This window comes from Pseudomonas syringae (genome assembly GCF_000737245.1).
Lineage (GTDB): Bacteria > Pseudomonadota > Gammaproteobacteria > Pseudomonadales > Pseudomonadaceae > Aquipseudomonas > Aquipseudomonas syringae_J.
Map to the genome: position 1 here is coordinate 161,930 of NZ_JPQU01000056.1, position 19,770 is coordinate 181,699.

Annotated in this window: 15 protein-coding genes; 6 read left to right on the forward strand and 9 right to left on the reverse strand. The window is 58.4% G+C overall.

What is annotated here, in order from left to right; all coding sequences use genetic code 11:
• Window positions 1-321 precede the first annotated feature (321 nt).
• Window positions 322-1,614: an MFS transporter gene (locus IV01_RS06250; RefSeq protein WP_032630402.1), complete on the forward strand. Its 1,293-nt coding sequence runs from the start codon at window positions 322-324 to the stop codon at window positions 1,612-1,614.
• Between the two features lie 179 nt (window positions 1,615-1,793).
• Here IV01_RS06250 and IV01_RS06245 read toward each other — a convergent pair whose 3' ends face one another.
• Complete coding sequence (locus IV01_RS06245) at window positions 1,794-3,257, reverse strand: glyceraldehyde-3-phosphate dehydrogenase (RefSeq protein WP_032630403.1); 1,464 nt, start codon at window positions 3,255-3,257, stop codon at window positions 1,794-1,796.
• 215 nt (window positions 3,258-3,472) lie between these two features.
• Here IV01_RS06245 and mfd point away from each other — a divergent pair, with 215 nt between their 5' ends.
• The 3 genes from mfd to IV01_RS06230 all read left to right on the forward strand — a co-directional run bounded on the left by mfd (window position 3,473) and on the right by IV01_RS06230 (window position 10,274).
• A complete protein-coding gene (gene mfd / locus IV01_RS06240; RefSeq protein WP_032630404.1) occupies window positions 3,473-6,925 on the forward strand; it encodes a transcription-repair coupling factor in 3,453 nt (1,150 codons plus the stop codon).
• A gap of 11 nt (window positions 6,926-6,936) precedes the next feature.
• Window positions 6,937-7,461, forward strand: a complete 525-nt coding sequence (locus IV01_RS06235; protein WP_032630405.1) for a CsiV family protein — start codon at window positions 6,937-6,939, stop codon at window positions 7,459-7,461.
• A 71-nt stretch (window positions 7,462-7,532) separates the two neighbouring features.
• A complete protein-coding gene (locus tag IV01_RS06230) occupies window positions 7,533-10,274 on the forward strand; it encodes a DEAD/DEAH box helicase (protein WP_032630406.1) in 2,742 nt (913 codons plus the stop codon).
• A gap of 228 nt (window positions 10,275-10,502) precedes the next feature.
• Here IV01_RS06230 and IV01_RS06225 read toward each other — a convergent pair whose 3' ends face one another.
• The 3 genes from IV01_RS06225 to psrA all read right to left on the reverse strand — a co-directional run bounded on the left by IV01_RS06225 (window position 10,503) and on the right by psrA (window position 13,054).
• Entirely contained in the window at window positions 10,503-11,243 is a 741-nt protein-coding gene (locus IV01_RS06225; protein ID WP_032630408.1) for an S-methyl-5'-thioinosine phosphorylase, read from the reverse strand.
• Window positions 11,244-11,252: 9 nt separating this feature from the next.
• Window positions 11,253-12,251 (reverse strand): beta-N-acetylhexosaminidase, encoded by a 999-nt coding sequence (gene nagZ, locus IV01_RS06220; protein ID WP_195758810.1) that lies wholly within the window; start codon window positions 12,249-12,251, stop codon window positions 11,253-11,255.
• 86 nt (window positions 12,252-12,337) lie between these two features.
• Window positions 12,338-13,054, reverse strand: coding sequence for a transcriptional regulator PsrA (gene psrA / locus IV01_RS06215; RefSeq protein ID WP_032630410.1), 717 nt, complete (start codon window positions 13,052-13,054; stop codon window positions 12,338-12,340).
• Between the two features lie 248 nt (window positions 13,055-13,302).
• On the opposite strand from psrA, the gene lexA reads away from it, so the two are divergent.
• Both lexA and sulA read left to right on the forward strand, forming a co-directional pair.
• Window positions 13,303-13,911 (forward strand): transcriptional repressor LexA, encoded by a 609-nt coding sequence (gene lexA / locus IV01_RS06210; protein WP_032630411.1) that lies wholly within the window; start codon window positions 13,303-13,305, stop codon window positions 13,909-13,911.
• 9 nt (window positions 13,912-13,920) lie between these two features.
• Entirely contained in the window at window positions 13,921-14,391 is a 471-nt protein-coding gene (gene sulA, locus IV01_RS06205) for an SOS-induced cell division inhibitor SulA (RefSeq protein WP_032630412.1), read from the forward strand.
• Window positions 14,392-14,398: 7 nt separating this feature from the next.
• On the opposite strand, the gene IV01_RS06200 is transcribed toward sulA, so the two are convergent.
• The 5 genes from IV01_RS06200 to fadA form a co-directional block, all read right to left on the reverse strand.
• Complete coding sequence (locus IV01_RS06200) at window positions 14,399-14,632, reverse strand: hypothetical protein (protein WP_032630413.1); 234 nt, start codon at window positions 14,630-14,632, stop codon at window positions 14,399-14,401.
• Between the two features lie 109 nt (window positions 14,633-14,741).
• Entirely contained in the window at window positions 14,742-15,263 is a 522-nt protein-coding gene (locus tag IV01_RS06195) for a DUF6586 family protein (RefSeq protein WP_032630414.1), read from the reverse strand.
• 268 nt (window positions 15,264-15,531) lie between these two features.
• The gene (gene topA, locus IV01_RS06190) at window positions 15,532-18,141 is read right to left on the reverse strand and encodes a type I DNA topoisomerase (RefSeq protein WP_032630415.1); all 2,610 of its coding nucleotides are present in this window, start codon (window positions 18,139-18,141) and stop codon (window positions 15,532-15,534) included.
• Between the two features lie 114 nt (window positions 18,142-18,255).
• A complete protein-coding gene (locus tag IV01_RS06185) occupies window positions 18,256-18,492 on the reverse strand; it encodes a DUF1653 domain-containing protein (protein ID WP_032630416.1) in 237 nt (78 codons plus the stop codon).
• Window positions 18,493-18,593: 101 nt separating this feature from the next.
• A complete protein-coding gene (fadA, locus tag IV01_RS06180) occupies window positions 18,594-19,769 on the reverse strand; it encodes an acetyl-CoA C-acyltransferase FadA (RefSeq protein WP_032630417.1) in 1,176 nt (391 codons plus the stop codon).
• Between the last annotated feature and the right edge of the window lies 1 nt (window position 19,770).

Below are 19,770 nucleotides of genomic sequence, written 5' to 3' on the forward strand. Positions count from 1 at the left end.
TGAAGGATCAAAACCCGAGGCGCAGTCTACACCTGCGCCAAAGCGTGGAACATTAACCGTTGGTAGCGCCGAAGGCCAATTTTGTCTGCGACTAAATGCCGCTCCACCCATCGACTTGGTCGCACAGCATGAACGCTAAGTAGCGAGAGTTGTTTTTAGGGCGTTTTACACATATGGTTACAATTGCGTTGGATACAGGCAAGGAGCCTTGACCTTGCAGCAGAACATACAACTACAACGGATCCTTGAGGCGCTGTCGCCTATTCAGCATGACCGTGCTGGCGCCAGCACCTGACCAGACAGCCTAAGTGAGAAATTTCCATGGCCTCGAATACAGGCAAGGGCAAGGCGATCTTTCGCGTTGTCAGCGGCAACTTCCTTGAAATGTTTGACTTCATGGTCTACGGCTTCTACGCCACGGCCATCGCCAAAACCTTCTTCCCCACCGACAGCGCCTTTGCATCACTGATGCTGTCCTTGGCAACCTTTGGCGCAGGCTTCTTGATGCGTCCGCTGGGCGCCATTTTCCTCGGTGCTTATATCGACCGTCACGGTCGTAAGAAAGGCTTGGTCGTGACCTTGGCGATGATGGCCATGGGTACCGTACTGATTGCTTGCGTGCCGGGTTACGCAACTCTGGGCGTCGCGGCACCGCTGCTGGTCTTGCTTGGCCGTCTGCTACAAGGCTTCTCGGCAGGCGTGGAGCTTGGTGGCGTGTCGGTTTATCTCGCAGAGATTTCCACACCGGGTCGCAAGGGTTTCTTCGTCAGCTGGCAGTCTGCAAGCCAGCAAGCAGCCGTGGTGTTCGCCGGCCTGCTGGGCGTGGCGCTGAACCACTGGTTGAGCCCCGCGGAAATGGGCGATTGGGGCTGGCGTGTACCGTTCCTGATCGGCTGCCTGATCGTACCGGTGATCTTCGTCATCCGCCGTTCGATGGAGGAGACTCCGGAGTTCCAGGCTCGCACTCACCGCCCGACCCTCAAAGAGGTGGTGCGCTCAATCGGTCAGAACTTCGGTCTGGTCATTGGCGGCATGGCACTGGTGATCATGACCACGGTGTCGTTCTACCTCATCACCGCCTACACGCCGACCTTCGGCAAAAACGAGCTACACCTGTCGGACCTCGACAGCTTGCTGGTCACTGTCTGCGTGGGCATCTCGAACTTCATCTGGCTGCCGGTCATGGGCGCGCTTTCCGACCGGATCGGTCGCAAGCCACTGCTGATTAGCGCAACCGTGCTGGCCATTGCGACGGCCTACCCTGCCCTGTCCTGGCTGGTAGCCCACCCGAGCTTCGGCAACCTGCTGATGGTCGAACTGTGGCTGTCCTTCCTCTATGGCTCGTACAACGGCGCAATGGTCGTGGCCCTGACCGAAATCATGCCGGTTGAAGTGCGCACCACTGGCTTCTCCCTGGCCTACAGCCTGGCGACTGCAACCTTCGGCGGCTTCACGCCCGCAGCGTGCACTTATCTGATTCACGTGCTGGATAACAAGGCGGCGCCAGGCATCTGGTTGACCGGCGCAGCGGTGCTGGGCTTGCTGGCGACGCTGGTGCTGTTCCGCAAAGGCGGGCAAAAACTGCAAGCGCCTGAGGCTGTAACTGCCGGCTGAGTTACCCCCTGTAGGAGCGAGCTTGCTCGCGATGGCATTCTGTCTGGCAAGCATTCTTTCGAATGACGGCCCCCATCGCGAGCAAGCTCGCTCCTACAGTTCTTCCGGGTCCCGCACAAAAAAAACGCCCCGACCAGTTACCCGGTCGGGGCGTTTTTCATTTCAGCCTGGAGCAGTAATCAGCGCGGGAATGCCGGAGGGTTAACGCCCGCCATGTCTTCCATTACGCGAACCACCTGGCAACTGTAACCGAATTCGTTGTCGTACCAGACGTACAGGACAACGCGGTTATCGTTGACGATGGTGGCTTCAGCATCCACAACACCGGCGTGGCGCGAGCCAACGAAGTCAGTGGAAACCACTTCCTGCGAATTGACGAAGTCGATCTGCTTGTGCAGGTCCGAGTGCAGCGCCATGTAACGCAGGTACTCGTTCATTTCTTCGCGAGTGGTCGCTTTCTCAAGGTTCAGGTTGAGAATGGCCATGGACACGTTAGGCGTCGGAACACGAATCGCGTTACCGGTCAGTTTGCCAGCCAGCTCAGGCAATGCCTTTGCAGCAGCGGTGGCAGCTCCGGTTTCAGTGATCACCATGTTCAGCGCGGCGCTGCGGCCACGGCGATCGCCTTTGTGGAAGTTGTCGATCAGGTTCTGGTCGTTGGTGTACGAGTGAACCGTTTCAACGTGACCGTTGACGATACCGAACTTGTCGTTGACTGCCTTGAGCACCGGCACGATGGCGTTAGTGGTGCAGGAAGCAGCCGATACGATCTTGTCGTCAGCAGTGATTTCGCCGTGGTTGATACCGTGAACGATGTTCTTCAGCTTGCCTTTGCCAGGTGCGGTCAGAACCACGCGGTCAATACCCGGGCAGGACAAATGCTGGCCCAGACCTTCCGCATCACGCCATACACCGGTGTTGTCCACCAGCAGTGCGTCCTTGATACCGTACTGGGTGTAATCCACCTCGGTCGGATTCTTGGCGTAGATCACCTGAATCAGGTTGCCGTTGGCCGTGATGGTGCTGTTGGCTTCATCAATGGTGATGGTGCCATCGAACGGGCCGTGTACCGAGTCACGACGCAGCAGGCTTGCGCGTTTGACCAGATCATTCTCGGCGCCCTTGCGGACCACGATTGCACGCAGGCGCAGGCCATCGCCGCCACCGGTTTTTTCGATCAGGATGCGCGCCAGCAGGCGACCAATCCGGCCGAAACCGTAAAGCACGACATCAGTGCCTTTGCGCGGGCTGGCGCTTTGCTGACCGACCAGCTCGGCCAGTTCTTCACGCACGAACTGCTCGGCGGTGCGGCCATTGCCTTCAGTCTTGAACTTGACGGCAAGCTTGCCGAGATCCACCGAAGCGGCACCCAGCTTGAGCTCGCTCATCGCCTTGATCAGCGGGAACGTCTCGTGTACGGACAACTCACTTGCATCGGATTGACGATGACGCGCAAAGCGGTGGGCCTTGAGGATCGCAATCACTGAACGGTTGATCAGGCTGCGGCCATAGATCGAACTCACCACATTGTTATTGCGGTAGAGCTGACCGATAAGCGGGATCATCGCCTCGGCGAGGGCTTCACGATCGATCCATTCACCAAGACACTGGTCGGGCTTCTGAGTCACGGGAACCTTCCACATGTAGGGGCTGAAAAAAGGGGCTACATTATGCCGCCGCCTTTGTTTATGAGCAATGCGCGGTTGTCAGATCAGCGTTCACTACATTTTGTTCCGCTGCACGGCAGAAATGCTGCGCGTGGCATTTCTGCTTCATAGCGTAGTCTGAAAACTGACAGCTGCTATCTCTGACCGGTACAATCGCCGCCCCTGTCGCAACGCTTGGAGCTCAATCTTCCGTGCCCGTTCTGCGTCTACCGCTTCTCCCTGCTGCCGCAGGCAAACAACACTGGGGCAACCTTCCCGGTGCCGCCCTGAGCCTGGCCATTGCCGAGGCTGCAAGCGCCGCCAAGCGCTTCACCCTGCTCTTGACCGCTGACAGCCAGAGTGCCGAGCGCCTGGAGCAGGAGCTGAAGTTCTTCGCGCCCGATTTGCCGGTGTTGCATTTCCCGGATTGGGAGACGCTACCATACGATTTGTTCTCGCCGCACCAGGACATCATTTCCCAGCGTATCGCCAGCCTTTATCGCTTGCCTGAGCTGATGCATGGCGTACTGGTAGTGCCGATCACCACAGCCCTACATCGTCTGGCACCGACCAAATTCCTGTTGGGCAGCAGCCTGGTGCTGGACATCGGTCAGAAGCTCGACATCGAAGCAATGCGCACGCGCCTTGAAGCCAGCGGCTATCGCTATGTGGACACGGTGTATGAGCACGGCGAGTTCACGGTACGCGGCAACCTGCTCGATCTGTTCCCGATGGGCAGCAAGCTGCCGTACCGGATCGACCTGTTCGATGACGAAATCGAAACCCTGCGCACCTTCGATCCGGAAAACCAGCGGTCCATCGACAAGGTTGAGTCGGTGCGCCTGCTGCCAGCCCGAGAATTTCCGCTGCAGAAGGAAGAAGTCACCCGTTTCAAGGCCCGCTTTCGCGAGCGCTTTGATGTGGACTTCCGCCGCAGCCCGATCTTCCAGGACCTGAGTAGCGGCATCACCCCGGCCGGTATCGAGTACTACCTGCCGCTATTCTTCGAAGAAACCTCGACCCTGTTTGACTACCTGCCCCAAGACACGCAAGTGTTTTCCCTGCCGGGCATCGAACAGGCGGCCGAAAACTTCTGGAACGACGTCCGCAACCGCTACGAAGAGCGCCGGGTCGATCCGGAGCGTCCTTTATTGCCTCCTGCCGAATTGTTCCTGCCGGTGGAAGACTGCTTCGCCCGGTTGAAAAACTGGCCCCGTGTCGTCGCCAGCCAGCAGGATGTTGATGCTGGCGTCGGCCGTGAGCGTTTCCCGGCACAACTGTTGCCGGAACTGGCCATTGAAGCCAAAGCCAGTCAGCCACTCGCAGCATTGTCGAAGTTCATTGAGGAATTCGACGGCCGCATCCTGTTCACCGCTGAATCAGCAGGTCGCCGGGAAGTACTGCTGGAGCTCCTCGAACGCCTGAAGCTACGCCCAAAAACCGTCGACAGCTGGAATGACTTCGTAATAGGCAAGGATCGACTGTCGATCACCATCGCGCCTCTCGACGACGGTCTGCTGCTTGAACAACCGGCCATTGCGCTGATTGCCGAGAGCCCGTTGTTCGGCCAGCGGGTCATGCAGCGTCGACGTCGTGAAAAACGCACCGACGGCGGCAATAACGATGCGGTGATCAAAAACCTCACCGAACTGCGTGAAGGCGCGCCGGTGGTGCACATCGATCACGGCGTCGGTCGTTACCTGGGTCTTGCCACCCTGGAAGTGGAAAACCAGGTCGCCGAGTTCCTGATGCTGGCCTACGCCGAGGACGCCAAGCTTTACGTCCCGGTGGCCAACCTGCACTTGATCGCCCGCTACACCGGCAGCGACGACGCCTTGGCCCCGTTGCACCGTTTGGGCTCCGAAGTCTGGCAGAAAGCCAAGCGCAAAGCCGCCGAGCAAGTCCGCGATGTGGCGGCCGAGCTGCTGGATATCTACGCCCGCCGCGCGGCTCGGGAAGGTTATGCCTTTGCCGATCCGAAAGCCGACTACGCCACGTTCAGTGCCGGCTTCCCGTTCGAAGAGACACCGGATCAACAAACCACTATTGATGCCGTGCGGGCCGACATGCTCGCCCCCAAGCCCATGGATCGCCTGGTCTGCGGCGATGTGGGTTTCGGCAAGACCGAAGTGGCGATGCGCGCAGCGTTTATCGCCGTGCATGGCGGTCGTCAGGTGGCAATTCTGGTCCCGACCACCCTGCTCGCTCAACAGCACTACAACAGCTTCCGCGACCGCTTCGCCGACTGGCCAGTGAGTGTGGAAGTGATGAGCCGCTTCAAGTCAGCCAAAGAGGTCAACGCCGCAGTGGCGGATCTGGCCGAAGGCAAGATCGACATCGTCATCGGCACCCACAAGCTGTTGCAGGACGACGTCAAGATCAAGAACCTCGGCCTGGTGATCATCGACGAAGAGCACCGCTTCGGGGTACGCCAGAAAGAACAACTCAAGGCGCTGCGCAGCGAAGTCGACATCCTGACCCTGACCGCTACGCCGATTCCACGCACGCTGAACATGGCGGTCTCGGGCATGCGCGACCTGTCGATCATTGCCACGCCGCCAGCGCGTCGCCTGTCAGTGCGCACCTTCGTCATGGAGCAGAACAAGCCCACGATCAAAGAAGCGCTGTTGCGTGAACTGTTACGTGGCGGCCAGGTGTATTACCTGCACAACGATGTGAAAACCATCGAGAAATGCGCGGCCGATCTCGCTGAGCTGGTACCAGAAGCCCGTATCGGCATTGGCCACGGGCAGATGCGCGAGCGCGAACTCGAACAGGTGATGAGCGACTTCTATCACAAGCGTTTCAACGTGCTGATCGCCTCGACCATCATCGAGACCGGTATCGACGTGCCGAGCGCTAACACCATCATCATCGAGCGCGCTGACAAATTTGGCCTGGCGCAGCTGCACCAGTTGCGTGGTCGGGTCGGACGCAGTCACCACCAGGCTTATGCCTATCTGCTCACCCCGCCCCGCAGCCAGATCACGCCGGATGCCGAAAAGCGTCTGGACGCCATCGCCAACACGCAGGACCTGGGCGCCGGCTTTGTGCTGGCGACCAACGACCTGGAAATCCGCGGTGCAGGCGAACTGCTCGGAGATGGCCAGAGCGGGCAAATCCAGGCGGTGGGTTTCACGCTCTACATGGAAATGCTCGAACGCGCGGTGAAATCCATCCGCAAAGGCGAACAGCCGAATCTCGACCAGCCATTGGGCGGCGGGCCGGAAATCAATCTGCGTGTGCCTGCGCTGATTCCCGAAGCGTATCTGCCGGATGTTCACACGCGCCTGATCCTGTACAAGCGCATCGCCAATGCCGCCGACGAAGACAGTCTGAAAGACCTGCAAGTAGAGATGATCGACCGCTTCGGCCTGCTGCCAGAGCCCACCAAACATCTGGTGCGGATCACGCTGCTAAAGTTGCAGGCCGAGCAGTTGGGCATCAAGAAGGTCGATGCCGGACCACAAGGTGGCCGAATCGAATTTGCCGCCGATACCCCGGTAGATCCACTGACGTTGATCAAGCTGATTCAGGGCCAACCCAACCGTTACAAATTCGAAGGCGCCACGCTGTTCAAATTCATGGTGCCCATGGAACGTCCGGAAGAGCGTTTCAACACCATTGAAGCTCTGTTCGAGCGCCTGACCCCGAAAACTGCTTGAAGGATTCATCCATGCGCGTGTTTCATTCACTCATTCTGCTGCTGACCCTGATAGCGCCAGCAGCCTTTGCCGATGGCAGCTATCAGGTCGAAATGATCCTGTTCCGCCAGCAGGGCGAGCCTGCCGCGACCCGGCAGTTCGCACCTGAAGACTGGGCAAAGGGCGCGCAGAAAATCGACGCGAGCAATGAGCGCGGCGTGGCGCTGACGGATCTCGCCAACAAGCTCAATGATGGCGGCACCTATCAGGTGGTCCTGCATCGCGCCTGGCAGCAGATCCTGAGCCCGGAACCGAGCAAAATGGCGGTTACCAGTGGCCAGGAAAAATTCGGGCATTTCCCCATCGAGGGCACCGTCAGCATTGCACTGGCACGCTTTACCGATATTGCGGCAGACTTCTGGGTCAACCAGCTGGATGCCCATGGCGTGCTGACCAGCAGCGAACGCATGAAGCAGACCACTCGGGTGAAAAACGGAGAACTGACCTACATGGACAACGGAAGTCTGGCCATGCTGATTAAAGTATCGCCACTGTGACCACTCAAGGAGCGCATGTGGCGCTTCTTGTCCCTTTTGAGCATCGCTGCGGCGTAGGGCTGTATTGAACTGTGTCGTCCAATCTCGAAAAAGTCCTGGCCTGGTCCTGGACAGATTTGTTTACCAGCAGAACCGTTGAGCGGGGGTTTGACTATGCCCACGAAGAACGCATTACCCTCGAAGAACTCAATCCGGACTCGGCGCGCACGCTGTGCCGGGGCTCTGGCGATGAGGTTTATGTTCAGACCCTGAAATTCAGAGATCCTGAACGCTTCGCCAACGCCCTGATCTGCAAATGCACCTGTCCGATGCGGGAAAACTGCAAGCATTGTGTGGCGGCGCTGTTCTACCTGCACGCGCCGCGCAATCGCGACGCCTTGCGGTCTGCGCTGGATGAGTCCGCTCCAGTCCAGGCACCGCGCATACCGCAAAAGCCCATGCTGCCGGAGCGTCTGGTCGACAACATCGTGCCCAAACCCCGGCTGATTCTGGCCAGCGTCGAATTCAGCGCCTATGAGCCACGCAATGGCCGTATGCAGCGCCACATCCAGCATCGAGCCGCCCTCGCCTTCGGCTACGGCAAGCATTACGCCACCGGCACGGCCAATGTCAGTATTCTGGTCAGCTCTCTGGGCAGCGATCTGGTCAACCAGAAAAGCGACATCATCGAGCATCTGGAAACCGAAACCCTGCGAATCCGTCGCCAGGGCGAACTCGAACGCCAACAACGTCAGGTGTTGCAGGACATGGGCTTCAGAGTGGCGACCCGGCAAAGCAAGGCGCTGCCGGACAGCGCCGGAGACATGTTCGATCTGCCCAACGACAAGGCCTGGCTGCATTTCGTCCTTAACGATTTACCGCTCCTTGAAGCCCAGGGCTGGGAAATCGAAGTCACCGAGGACTTCGCCTTCGACGTCACACCGGTGGACGACTGGTATGCGGTCATCGATGACGAGGCTGAGCGCGACTGGTTCGATCTGGAACTGGGCATCATCGTCAACGGCGAACGCCTGAGTCTGCTGCCGATCCTGATCAACCTGCTGCGCACCCATCCCGAACTGATGAGTGCTGCCGGTATCGCCAAGCGCCGCGATGACGAGCAATTGCTGGTGCAACTCAATCACTTCACGCAAAACGGCGGCGGGCCGGTGCAGATCGCGTTGCCCTATGGTCGGCTGAAGCCGGTGCTGGCCACTCTCGGTGACTTCTACTGGCGCGAGGATGGCAACAATGCCCTGCGCCTGAATACCGCCGACGCCACGCGTCTGGGCAACCTGGATGACCTGCCCCTGAGCTGGCAAGGCGGCGATCGTCTGCGTCAATTCGCGGATCGCCTGGCCAACATCAAAGACGCTCCCGTTGAAGTGCCCGAAGGGCTTAACGCAACCTTGCGGCCGTACCAGCATGAAGGTCTGAGCTGGATGCAATCGCTGCGAGAGCTGGAAGTGGGCGGCGTGTTGGCGGATGACATGGGCCTGGGCAAAACCCTACAGACCCTTGCGCATCTGTTGATGGAAAAACAGGCCGGCCGCTTGGACCGCCCCGCCCTTGCCGTGATGCCCACCAGCCTGATCCCCAACTGGCTGGATGAGGCGGAAAACTTTACCCCACAGCTACGTGTGCTCGCGCTATATGGCGCCAACCGTCATGCCGATTTCGACAATCTGAACCAGTACGACCTTATCCTTACCACCTATGCATTGCTGCCCCGAGACGAAGAAGTGCTGGCCAAACTGCCGCTGCACACCTTGATCCTCGATGAAGCGCAATACATCAAAAACCCGAATAGCAAGGCCGCGCAGGCGGCACGCAACCTCAATGCCCGGCAACGTCTGTGCCTGAGCGGCACACCGCTGGAGAATCACCTGGGTGAGCTGTGGTCGCTGTTCCACTTTCTGATGCCGGGCTGGCTGGGCAGCAGCAAGGAATTCAACAGCAACTACCGCAACCCCATCGAGAAACACGGCAACATGGAGCGCTTGCAGCACCTGAATGCCAGGATCAAGCCATTCCTGTTGCGCCGCACCAAGGAACAGGTTGCTACCGAACTGCCACCCAAGACCGAAATCATCCACTGGGTCGAGCTCAATGACGCCCAGCGCGACGTATACGAAACCGTGCGCCTGGCCATGGACAAGAAAGTCCGCGACGAGATCAGTCGCAAAGGCGTGGCCCGCAGCCAGATCATCATCCTTGAAGCGCTGCTCAAGCTGCGTCAGGTGTGCTGTGATCTGCGCCTGGTCAATAGCGCCCCGGCAAGCCCTCGACAGAGCCATTCGGCCAAGCTGCTCAGCCTGATGGAGATGTTCGAAGAACTGCTCGCCGAAGGACGCAAGATCCTGCTGTTCTCGCAATTCACTTCGATGCTCACACTCATCGAAGCTGAATTGAAGCAGCGAGGCATCGAATACGCCCTGCTGACCGGGGCGACCCGTGACCGGCGAACACCAGTGCAGGCGTTTCAAGCCGGCAAGCTGCCGATTTTCCTGATCAGCCTGAAAGCTGGCGGTACCGGACTGAACCTCACCGCTGCCGACACCGTGATCCACTACGACCCGTGGTGGAACCCGGCGGCCGAGAACCAGGCCACCGACCGCGCCTATCGCATCGGCCAGGACAAACCGGTGTTCGTCTACAAGATGATTGCCCGAGGCACCGTGGAAGAAAAAATCCAGCGCCTGCAGCAGGAAAAATCAGCCCTGGCGTCCGGCGTGCTTGATGGCCGGGTGACCGGCGACTGGAAACTCGACGGAGAAAACCTCGCCGCGCTGTTCGCGCCGCTGCCGGTGCAGGCCAAGAAGGGTAAGAAGTAATAAGAGGTGTTCACCGCTTCACCGCATGGGCGGTCATCTGTGCGAGCCGAGCTTGCTCGCGAAGAACGATGATGCGGTGCCCTGAAGGACCGCAGATACGTGGGAGCGAATTTATTCGCGAAGAGGTCGGCACATTCGATAGACATGCGACGGCTGTAAGTCAGCATTCGCGAATGAATTCGCTCCCACGGGTCATCAGCCTTACAAGCACTCATCAAACCGCAAGAATCAAGCGGCGCCTAACACCCGGGCGAGTATCGCCTTCACCGTCGCCATCCCAGCCTGCAACGCCTGTTCGATCTCGGCCATGGTTATCACCGATGCAGATTTGCCCGCCGCCGGATTGACCACCAACGCCAGGCAGGCGTACTCCAGTTCGATCTCACGGGCCAGCGCGGCTTCCGGCATGCCGGTCATACCGACGATATCGCAGCCGTCACGCTCCAGCCGGATGATCTCCGCCGCAGTCTCAAGCCGCGGGCCCTGGGTGCAGGCATACACGCCACGCTCACTGAAATCGCAGCCTTCAGCGGTCAGCGCCGCAATCAGGCGCCCACGCAACGCTTCGCTGTAGGGAAAGCTGAAATCGATGTGGGTCACCTGTTCAAGATCATCAGCAAAGTACGTGTGCTCGCGACCGCTGGTGTAGTCGATCAGGTCATGGGGCACACAGAAATGCCCGGTGCCCATGGTCGGGTGAATCCCGCCCACAGCGTTTACGGCCAGAATCGCCTCGGCTCCCGCTTGCTTCAAAGCCCAGATATTGGCCCGGTAGTTCACCTGATGAGGTGGCAAACGATGAGGATGGCCGTGACGGGCCAGGAACATCACTTCGCGCCCCGCGAAGTCGCCCACCTGGATTTCGCCAGACGGCACGCCATAGGGCGTATTCATGGGCAACGACTGACGAATGTTCAGCCCGTCCAGCTGGGTCAGGCCAGTGCCGCCGATAATCGCGTAGACCGTCATGGAGATTCCTTAATCAATCAACTGCGCACTGCGCAGGGCTTCAATGGCCGCAAGCCAGCGTGGATGCTGGCGGTATTCGGTGCTGGCAAAACCTTGACCACGCATACCGGCAATCCGTGGCGAAGGCTTGACCTTCAACCGTTGCACCGCACTCAGTGCCAGCTCCGCTGCCGCACGGTCATTGCAAACCAACCCCATGTCGCAACCAGCTGACAGGGCAGCCTCGATACGACTGGCGGCGTCGCCCACCACATGCGCACCGGCCATGGACAGGTCGTCACTGAAGATCACGCCCTCGAAGCCGAGTTCGCCGCGCAAAATATCCTGCAGCCAGCGTCGGGAAAAACCGGCGGGCTGCGAATCTACCTGCGGATAGATGACGTGAGCCGGCATGACCGCAGCCAATTGCTTGCTGAGGCGAGCAAACGGCACCAGGTCATTGGCGCGAATCTGCTCCAGACTGCGCTCGTCGGTAGGAATCGCTACATGAGAGTCAGCTTCGGCCCAACCGTGGCCGGGAAAATGCTTGCCGCAGGCGGCCATGCCCGCCGCATTCATGCCACGAATGAATGCACCGGCCAGCAGCGCGGCGCGCTCAGGATCCCCTTCAAAGGCACGAGTGCCGACCACTCCGCTACGTTGATAGTCGAGATCCAGCACCGGCGCAAAGCTCAGATCCAGCCCCACTGCCAACACTTCGGTTGCCATCAGCCAGCCGCACTGCTCGGCCAGGATTTCAGCATTGGGTTTGTCAGCAATGTGGCGCATGGCCGGCAGACGCACAAAACCCTGGCGCAGACGCTGCACGCGACCGCCTTCCTGATCAACCGCCAACAACAGGTCAGGACGCACCGCGCGGATGGCTGCACTCAGCTCACGAACCTGACGCGGATGCTCGATGTTGCGGGCAAAAATGATAAGGCCGCCCACTTCGGGCTGACGCAGAAACTGGCGGTCTTCAGCGGTCAACCAAGTGCCCGCCACATCCACCATCAAAGAGCCTTGCAGGCCAGAACTCATAAAAAAACACCATTGCCGATATCCAATCCGGGCAATGGTGCTTGATCATCGAGTCTGGCGCAATGCGCGAAGGCTCAGGCCTTGGCCGTGCTTGGCTGGCCGGTGCTGCTTTTGCTGCGCGGCTTGAGCTGCGCCGCCATCATCGCCTCATCGCTGACACCTGTTTCAGCCCGCATGCCTGCGGCCAGGAACGGGACCATCAACCGCATGACCTGTTCAATGGACGTGTTCACGCCAAAGTCGGTTTCGGCGATCGCGCGCAACGCCTTTATGCCGGACATGCTGAACGCAGCCGCACCGAGCATGAAGTGCACGCGCCAGAACAATTCGATGGGCGGGATGCGGGGTGCCGCTTCGTTCACCAGGGTCATGTAACGGCGAAACACCTTGCCGTACATGTCCTCAAGATACCGCCGCAAGTGGCCCTGGCTCTGACTGAAAGCCAGTCCCAGCAAACGCATGAAGATCGACAGGTCATTGCCGCTGCGCGGTTGCACCACCAGCGCCTGCTCGACCAGAATTTCGAGAAGCTCTTCAAGAGTGGGCTTGTGTTCGGGTTTGGCCGAACGACGCTCCAGCTCACGATCGAGACTGATGCAGAAAGGGCCGAGAAATCGCGAGAAAACTGCCTGGATCAGAGCTTTTTTTGAACCGAAGTGATAGTTCACTGCGGCCAGATTGACTGAAGCTTTGCTGGTAATCAGACGCAGTGAAGTCTCGGCGAAGCCCTTCTCCGCGAACAACTGCTCAGCAGCATCAAGAATGCGTTCAACTGTTTCCGACTGGGCCATGGTTTTCTGCCTGACAAACACTTGTTTGAAACATACGTTTCAAACTATATCGTTGTCAAGTGCGCCCACTCGTCAAACCCTGAAGAGGTCGCTATTTAACCATATAATCCGAGGCCTGTAGCCACTCACGCGACGATTGCCCAAGCCAATCGGCTCGTCTCTGCACTTGATTATCAAAAAGGAAGATTGCCAAGCCGCGCGCACTGTATATAATCCCAGTCACTGTATAAAAAGACAGAGCGATCAACATGATTAAACTGACGCCACGCCAAGCTGAAATTCTGGGATTCATCAAACGCTGCCTGGAAGATAATGGCTATCCGCCAACCCGTGCGGAAATCGCTCAAGAACTGGGTTTCAAATCGCCCAACGCTGCCGAAGAGCATCTCAAGGCGCTGGCACGTAAAGGCGCGATCGAAATGACGCCGGGCGCCTCTCGCGGAATTCGCATCCCTGGCTTCGAAGCCAAGACCGACGAAAGCAGCCTGCCTATCATTGGCCGGGTCGCTGCCGGCGCACCGATTCTGGCTCAGCAACATATCGAAGAGTCTTGCAACATCAACCCTGCGTTTTTTCACCCGAGTGCCGATTACCTGCTAAGGGTGCACGGCATGAGCATGAAAGACATCGGCATCCTTGATGGTGACCTGATCGCTGTGCATACCACCCGTGAAGCTCGCAATGGCCAGATTGTGGTAGCCCGCATCGGTGATGAAGTCACTGTAAAACGCTTCAAACGCGAAGGTAGCAAGGTATGGCTAATTGCTGAGAATCCGGATTTCGCACCTATTGAAGTGAATCTGAAGGATCAGGAACTGGTTATCGAAGGCTTGAGCGTCGGCGTCATTCGCCGCTAAGGAGACATTATGCAGTTCGTCCAGGCACCGCATGCGCAATTACCCCTTTTTGAAGCATTCATGGCACAGCCCATCGCGCCACTGCTCAAAGAGGCAGTCGAAACGTCATGGAACAATGAACCAGAGGTGTTCAGCGAGTTGTCATTGCGTGGTGCTGCGGGGAACTGCCTGAGTCTATTGGCACCCATTCTTCGAGAACTGAGCCAGGACAGCGATGCCCGCTGGCTAACCCTCATTGCGCCTCCGCCCAGCCTTACCCAGACCTGGCTGCGTGATGCGGGACTCAATCGGGAGCGCATTCTGCTGCTGCAACCCCGCGGGACGCAGAGCGCGCTGGAACTTGCCCGTGAAGCACTTCGACTGGGTCGGAGCCACACGGTGGTGAGCTGGATCAATCCGATCAGCGGGGCATCACGTCAACAGCTGATCAGCGCGGCGAAGCTTGGGGATGCACAGAGCCTGAATATCCGCCTGGGTTAAATCCTGCTCAGTGCAGGACTCGCGGACCGGTGTCCTTTTCCAGCTCGCCTTCAGCCATACGGCCAGCCATCTGAACACCCACGCTTAACATCGCCTTCGCGACTTCAACATGCTGGCCCTGAAGGAATTCCTTGGCATCGGCAGAGAAAGCCAGGGTCACCAAGGAACCCTCATCATCCGCACGGCGCAGCTCGATGCGGCCATCAGGCAGTTCGACAATTTCAAGAAAAGATGTTGGCATCAGGACAATACTCCACGAAAGGCGGCATTGTAGCAGCCAGTCGACTCAGTCCCTAGGATCTGTTCCCGTTTTATGACGAGCGCGCTGCCGGGATATTCATCATCGCGTTTCAGCACTCGCTCAAGCCTTCGCGGAAGCGGATGGCCAGCCCTTTGAGCTGCTGACGCCAGCTTTCCATTTCTTCGCGATTCAATTCAGTTTCAGGCTCTTCATCGAGATTCACCGCCACGATCAGCGGTTGAGTCACGTCGCCCTTGACCTTTTTCGGTGCACGGGGCGGTTCGAAAAGACCGTTATAGGCGGCCAGTAACTGTGCAAGCCAGGTTTCGCGGCTCTGAGCCAGCTCCACCAGTTCAGCCATTTCCGGAATAGCTAGAGCGTCCAGCACATCCTGGGTCAATAGCATCTCAGCACGCGGCGCATTGGCCTGAGGCAGACGATAATAACCGGCAATCTCGTGACACAACCCCAACAGCGCACCGTAAAGATGGAACAAGGCAGACTCGCGCTCCGCCTGTAACAGCGCCTGAGCATTCATTGCCCGCCCCTGCTCGGCCTTGCCCATGGACTCCAGAGCAAGTCCGGCGAAATAAATCTTCTGATTGGTACGGGTATAGAGTTCGTGGGCCATGGTGGCATCCTCTGCAACGCTGAGCTGAATAAAAGTCCGACATCTCTAAATTGGCATGCATTCCTGTGGGAGCGACCGGGGTGGCGCTACACCTTGCTCGCGAAGGAGCCGGAACAACCCAAGCATATCTTCAGACCTGAACACCGCCTTCGCGAGCAAGGTGTAGCGCCACCCCGGTCGCTCCCACAGATATCCCTCCCAAATAAAACAACAAAGCCCCCGGCACATGCAACATACCGAGGGCTTTGCGTTCAGTCAGGCGCCGGGATCAGCGCTTGTCTTCGACCTTCCACGCTTTGCCATCGTAGAAGGCTTTCCAGCCGGTCGGCTTGCCTTCGACTTCGGTCTGTACATATTGCTCTTTGGTCTTGCGGCTGTAACGGATCACCGATGGGCGACCGTCCGGATCTTTCTTCGGTGCTTCACAGAGGAAGTGGTACTTCGGATCGATCTCGTCCTTGTGCGGGGCGATTTCCATGACCAAAGGTGCGCGGGTCTCGCGGTTCTTCGGGAACTGACTGGCGGCCAGGAACAGACCTGACGCACCGTCACGCAGGATGTAGGTGTCGTCGACCTTATCGCATTTGAGCTCCGGCATTTTCACCGGGTCCATTTTCGGCGGAGCCGCATCACCGCTTTTCAACAGCTTGCGGGTGTTCTTGCAGTCCGGGTTGGTGCAGCCGAAGAACTTGCCGAACCGGCCCGTCTTGAGCTGCATCTCGCTGCCGCACTTATCGCACTCAAGGCTAGGACCTTCATAGCCCTTGATGCGGTAGGTGCCCTCTTCGACTTCAAAGCCCACGCAATCCGGGTTGTTACCGCAGATGTGCAGCTTGTGCTTCTCGTCCAGCAGGTAGGCATCCATTGCTGTGTTGCAGATATGGCAGCGATGCTTGCCACGCAGAACACGGGATTCTGACTCACCCTCATCGTCTTCGGCAATTTCGTCACCTGGCGTCAGGTTGACGGTCGCCTTGCAACGCTCTTTGGGTGGCAGGCTGTAACCGGAGCAGCCCAGGAACACGCCGGTAGAAGCGGTACGAATTTGCATTGGACGGCCGCACACCTTGCACGGGATGTCGGTCATCACCGGCTCGTTAGAGCGCATCCCGCTGTCCGGTGCCTCAGCAACTTCCAGTTTCTTGCGGAAATCCCCGTAGAACTCATCCAGCACGTTCTTCCAATCGCGCTCGCCCTGCGCCACGTCATCGAGGTTCTCTTCCATGCCGGCTGTGAAGCCGTAGTCCATCAGGTTGGAGAAGCTCTCGGACAACCGCTCGGTAACGATATCGCCCATTTTTTCCGAATAGAAACGGCGGTTGTGCAGCGCAACGTAACCACGATCCTGGATAGTCGAGATGATCGCCGCGTAGGTCGAAGGACGACCGATACCGCGCTTCTCCATCTCTTTAACCAGGCTCGCTTCCGAATAACGCGCAGGCGGTTTGGTGAAATGCTGGCTTGGATCAAGCTTGATCAGTTTCAGGCTGTCGCCCTGAGCCATGTCCGGCAGAACATCATCGTCGCCCGGTTTGGTCATCTGCGGCAGCGCGCGGGTGTAACCGTCGAACTTGAGGATACGGCCCTTGGCGCGCAGCTCAAACGTACCGGCTGCCACACTCACGGTGGTCGACAGGTATTGCGCAGGCGGCATCTGGCACGCCACGAACTGGCGCCAGATCAACTCGTACAAGCGCTCAGCGTCACGCTCCATGCCGGTCAGCTTGCTTGGATGGGTATTCACGTCAGAAGGACGAATCGCTTCGTGAGCCTCTTGTGCGCCTTCCTTGCTGCTGTAGACATTCGGCGACTCAGGCAGGTACTTCTTGCCGAACTCCGACTCGATGTAATCACGCACCATGCTGACCGCATCGGCCGACAGGTTGGTGGAGTCAGTACGCATGTAAGTGATGTAGCCTGCTTCATACAAGCGCTGAGCCATCATCATGGTTTTCTTCACGCCGAAGCCCAGGCGATTACTCGCAGCCTGTTGCAGTGTCGAGGTGATGAACGGTGCCGAAGGCTTGCTGCTGGTGGGCTTGTCTTCACGCTTGGCGATGCTGTAGCTGGAAGCCTTGAGCTTCTCCAGCGCGGCCATGGCCTGCGCTTCATTGAGCGGCTTGAACGCCTCGCCGTTTTCCCGAGCGACTTCGAAGCGCACATTGGCGCCCTTGGCAGTGCCCAGATCAGCGTGGACTTCCCAGTATTCTTCGGGGTTGAACGCACGAATTTCCCGCTCGCGCTCCACCACCAGCTTCACTGCAACCGATTGCACTCGACCTGCGGACAAGCCACGCGCGACTTTTTGCCAGAGCAGTGGCGAGACCATGTAGCCCACAACCCGGTCTAGAAAACGACGCGCCTGCTGTGCGTTGACACGATCGATGTCCAGCTCGCCCGGTTTAGAAAAGGCTTCCTGAATGGCCTTCTTGGTGATCTCGTTGAACACCACGCGCTTGTAGCGGCTGTCGTCACCCCCGATGGCTTCGCGCAGGTGCCAGGCAATGGCTTCCCCCTCGCGGTCCAAGTCCGTCGCGAGATAGATGGTGTCAGCATCTTTGGCGAGCCGGCGCAGCTCTTCGATCACCTTCTCCTTGCCGGGAAGGATTTCGTATTTGGCTTTCCAGCCGTGATCCGGATCGACACCCATGCGCGCCACCAGCTGCTTCTTCGCCTTCTCTTTCGGCGTGAGCACCGGGCCTTCGCCTACAGCGGCCTTGCCGCGTTTGACGGGCTCTTTGTTGGCGCTAGCCGAACCGCTGGTGGGCAGGTCTCGGATATGGCCGATACTCGACTTCACCACGTACTGGTTGCCCAAATACTTGTTGATGGTCTTGGCCTTAGCCGGGGATTCCACGATGACCAGCGATTTGCCCATGGATCAGAAAATTCCTGAATACTGAAAATGAAAGACGGTTGGAACCTGTCGAGGCCCCGCTATATATAGTGGCTGCAAGATGAGGTCAAGCACGGGTTTGCGATTGAACTCGTCTCACGGCCTTGAAAAGAGGCTCGGTTCAGCCTGAACCAAAGCAAAGCGCGGCACCTGCTCGCCGTCAACCTCGACGGACTCCAGGAACATGCTCAGCGGCCTGACCCACAGGCCATAGTCGCCATACAACGCCTGATAAAACACCACTTCTTCCTCGGTCTCGGAGTGCCTGGCAACACTAAATACGCGGTACTCGGGGCCTTTGTAATGGCGATAGAGCCCTGGCTGTAAATTCATGTTGCTGTCCTCTCAGGAAACACTGGAAACATTTTTAAAAAGGTTTTTGCAAAAATGCAAAAGCCGGGGCACTGGGCCCCGGCTTGTATCAGTCCGACAAATCAGACGCGTTCGAAGACAGTCGAGATACCCTGCCCCAAACCGATACACATGGTCGCAACCCCGAGACTGCCGCCATTTTGCTTCATGACATTGAGCAAAGTGCCGGAAATCCGTGCGCCGGAGCAACCAAACGGATGACCCAGGGCGATGGCGCCGCCGTTCAGGTTAACCTTCTCGTTCATCTTGTCGAGCACTTTCAAATCTTTCAGCACTGGCAAGGCCTGTGCGGCGAAAGCTTCGTTGAGCTCGAAAAAGTCGATATCCGAGATGGTCAGACCCGCGCGTTTCAAGGCTTTCTGGGTCGCCGGAACCGGACCATAACCCATAATGGCCGGATCCACACCCGCAACTGCCATGGAACGGATCACCGCCATTGGCTGAATACCCAGATCCTGGGCCCGCTGCGCGGACATCACGATCATGCACGAGGCACCGTCAGTAATTTGCGAAGACGTGCCCGCCGTCACAGTCCCGCCCTTTGGATTGAAGGCAGGTTTCAACGCTGCCAGGCTTTCCAGGGTGGTTTCAGGACGGATGGTTTCGTCGTAGTCGAAGACCTTGAGGAAACCGTTCTCGTCATACCCTTGCATCGGGATGATTTCGTCCTTGAACTTGCCTTCCAGGGTCGCCTTATGGGCAAGCTGGTGCGAGCGCACGCCGAATGCATCCTGCTGCTCACGGGTAATGCCATGCATTTTACCGAGCATTTCAGCGGTCAGACCCATCATGCCCGATGCTTTGGCCGCGTACAGCGACATGTGCGGGTTAGGATCAACGCCGTGCATCATGCTCACGTGACCCATGTGCTCAACGCCGCCCACGACAAACACATCACCGTTGCCAGTCATGATTGCTTGTGCGGCAGTGTGCAGCGCGCTCATGGACGAGCCACACAGACGGCTCACGGTTTGAGCGGCCGAAGTGTGCGGGATCTGGGTCAGCAACGATGCCATGCGTGCAATGTTCCAGCCTTGCTCCAGGGTCTGGTTGACGCAGCCCCAGATCACGTCTTCGACTTCGGCCGGATCGACCTTGCTGTTGCGCTCCAGCAGCTTGCTGATCAGATGCGCTGACATGTCTTCAGCGCGAGTATTGCGGTGCATGCCACCCTTGGAGCGGCCCATGGGTGTGCGACCGAAGTCGACGATCACCACATCTCTTGGATTCAAACTCATA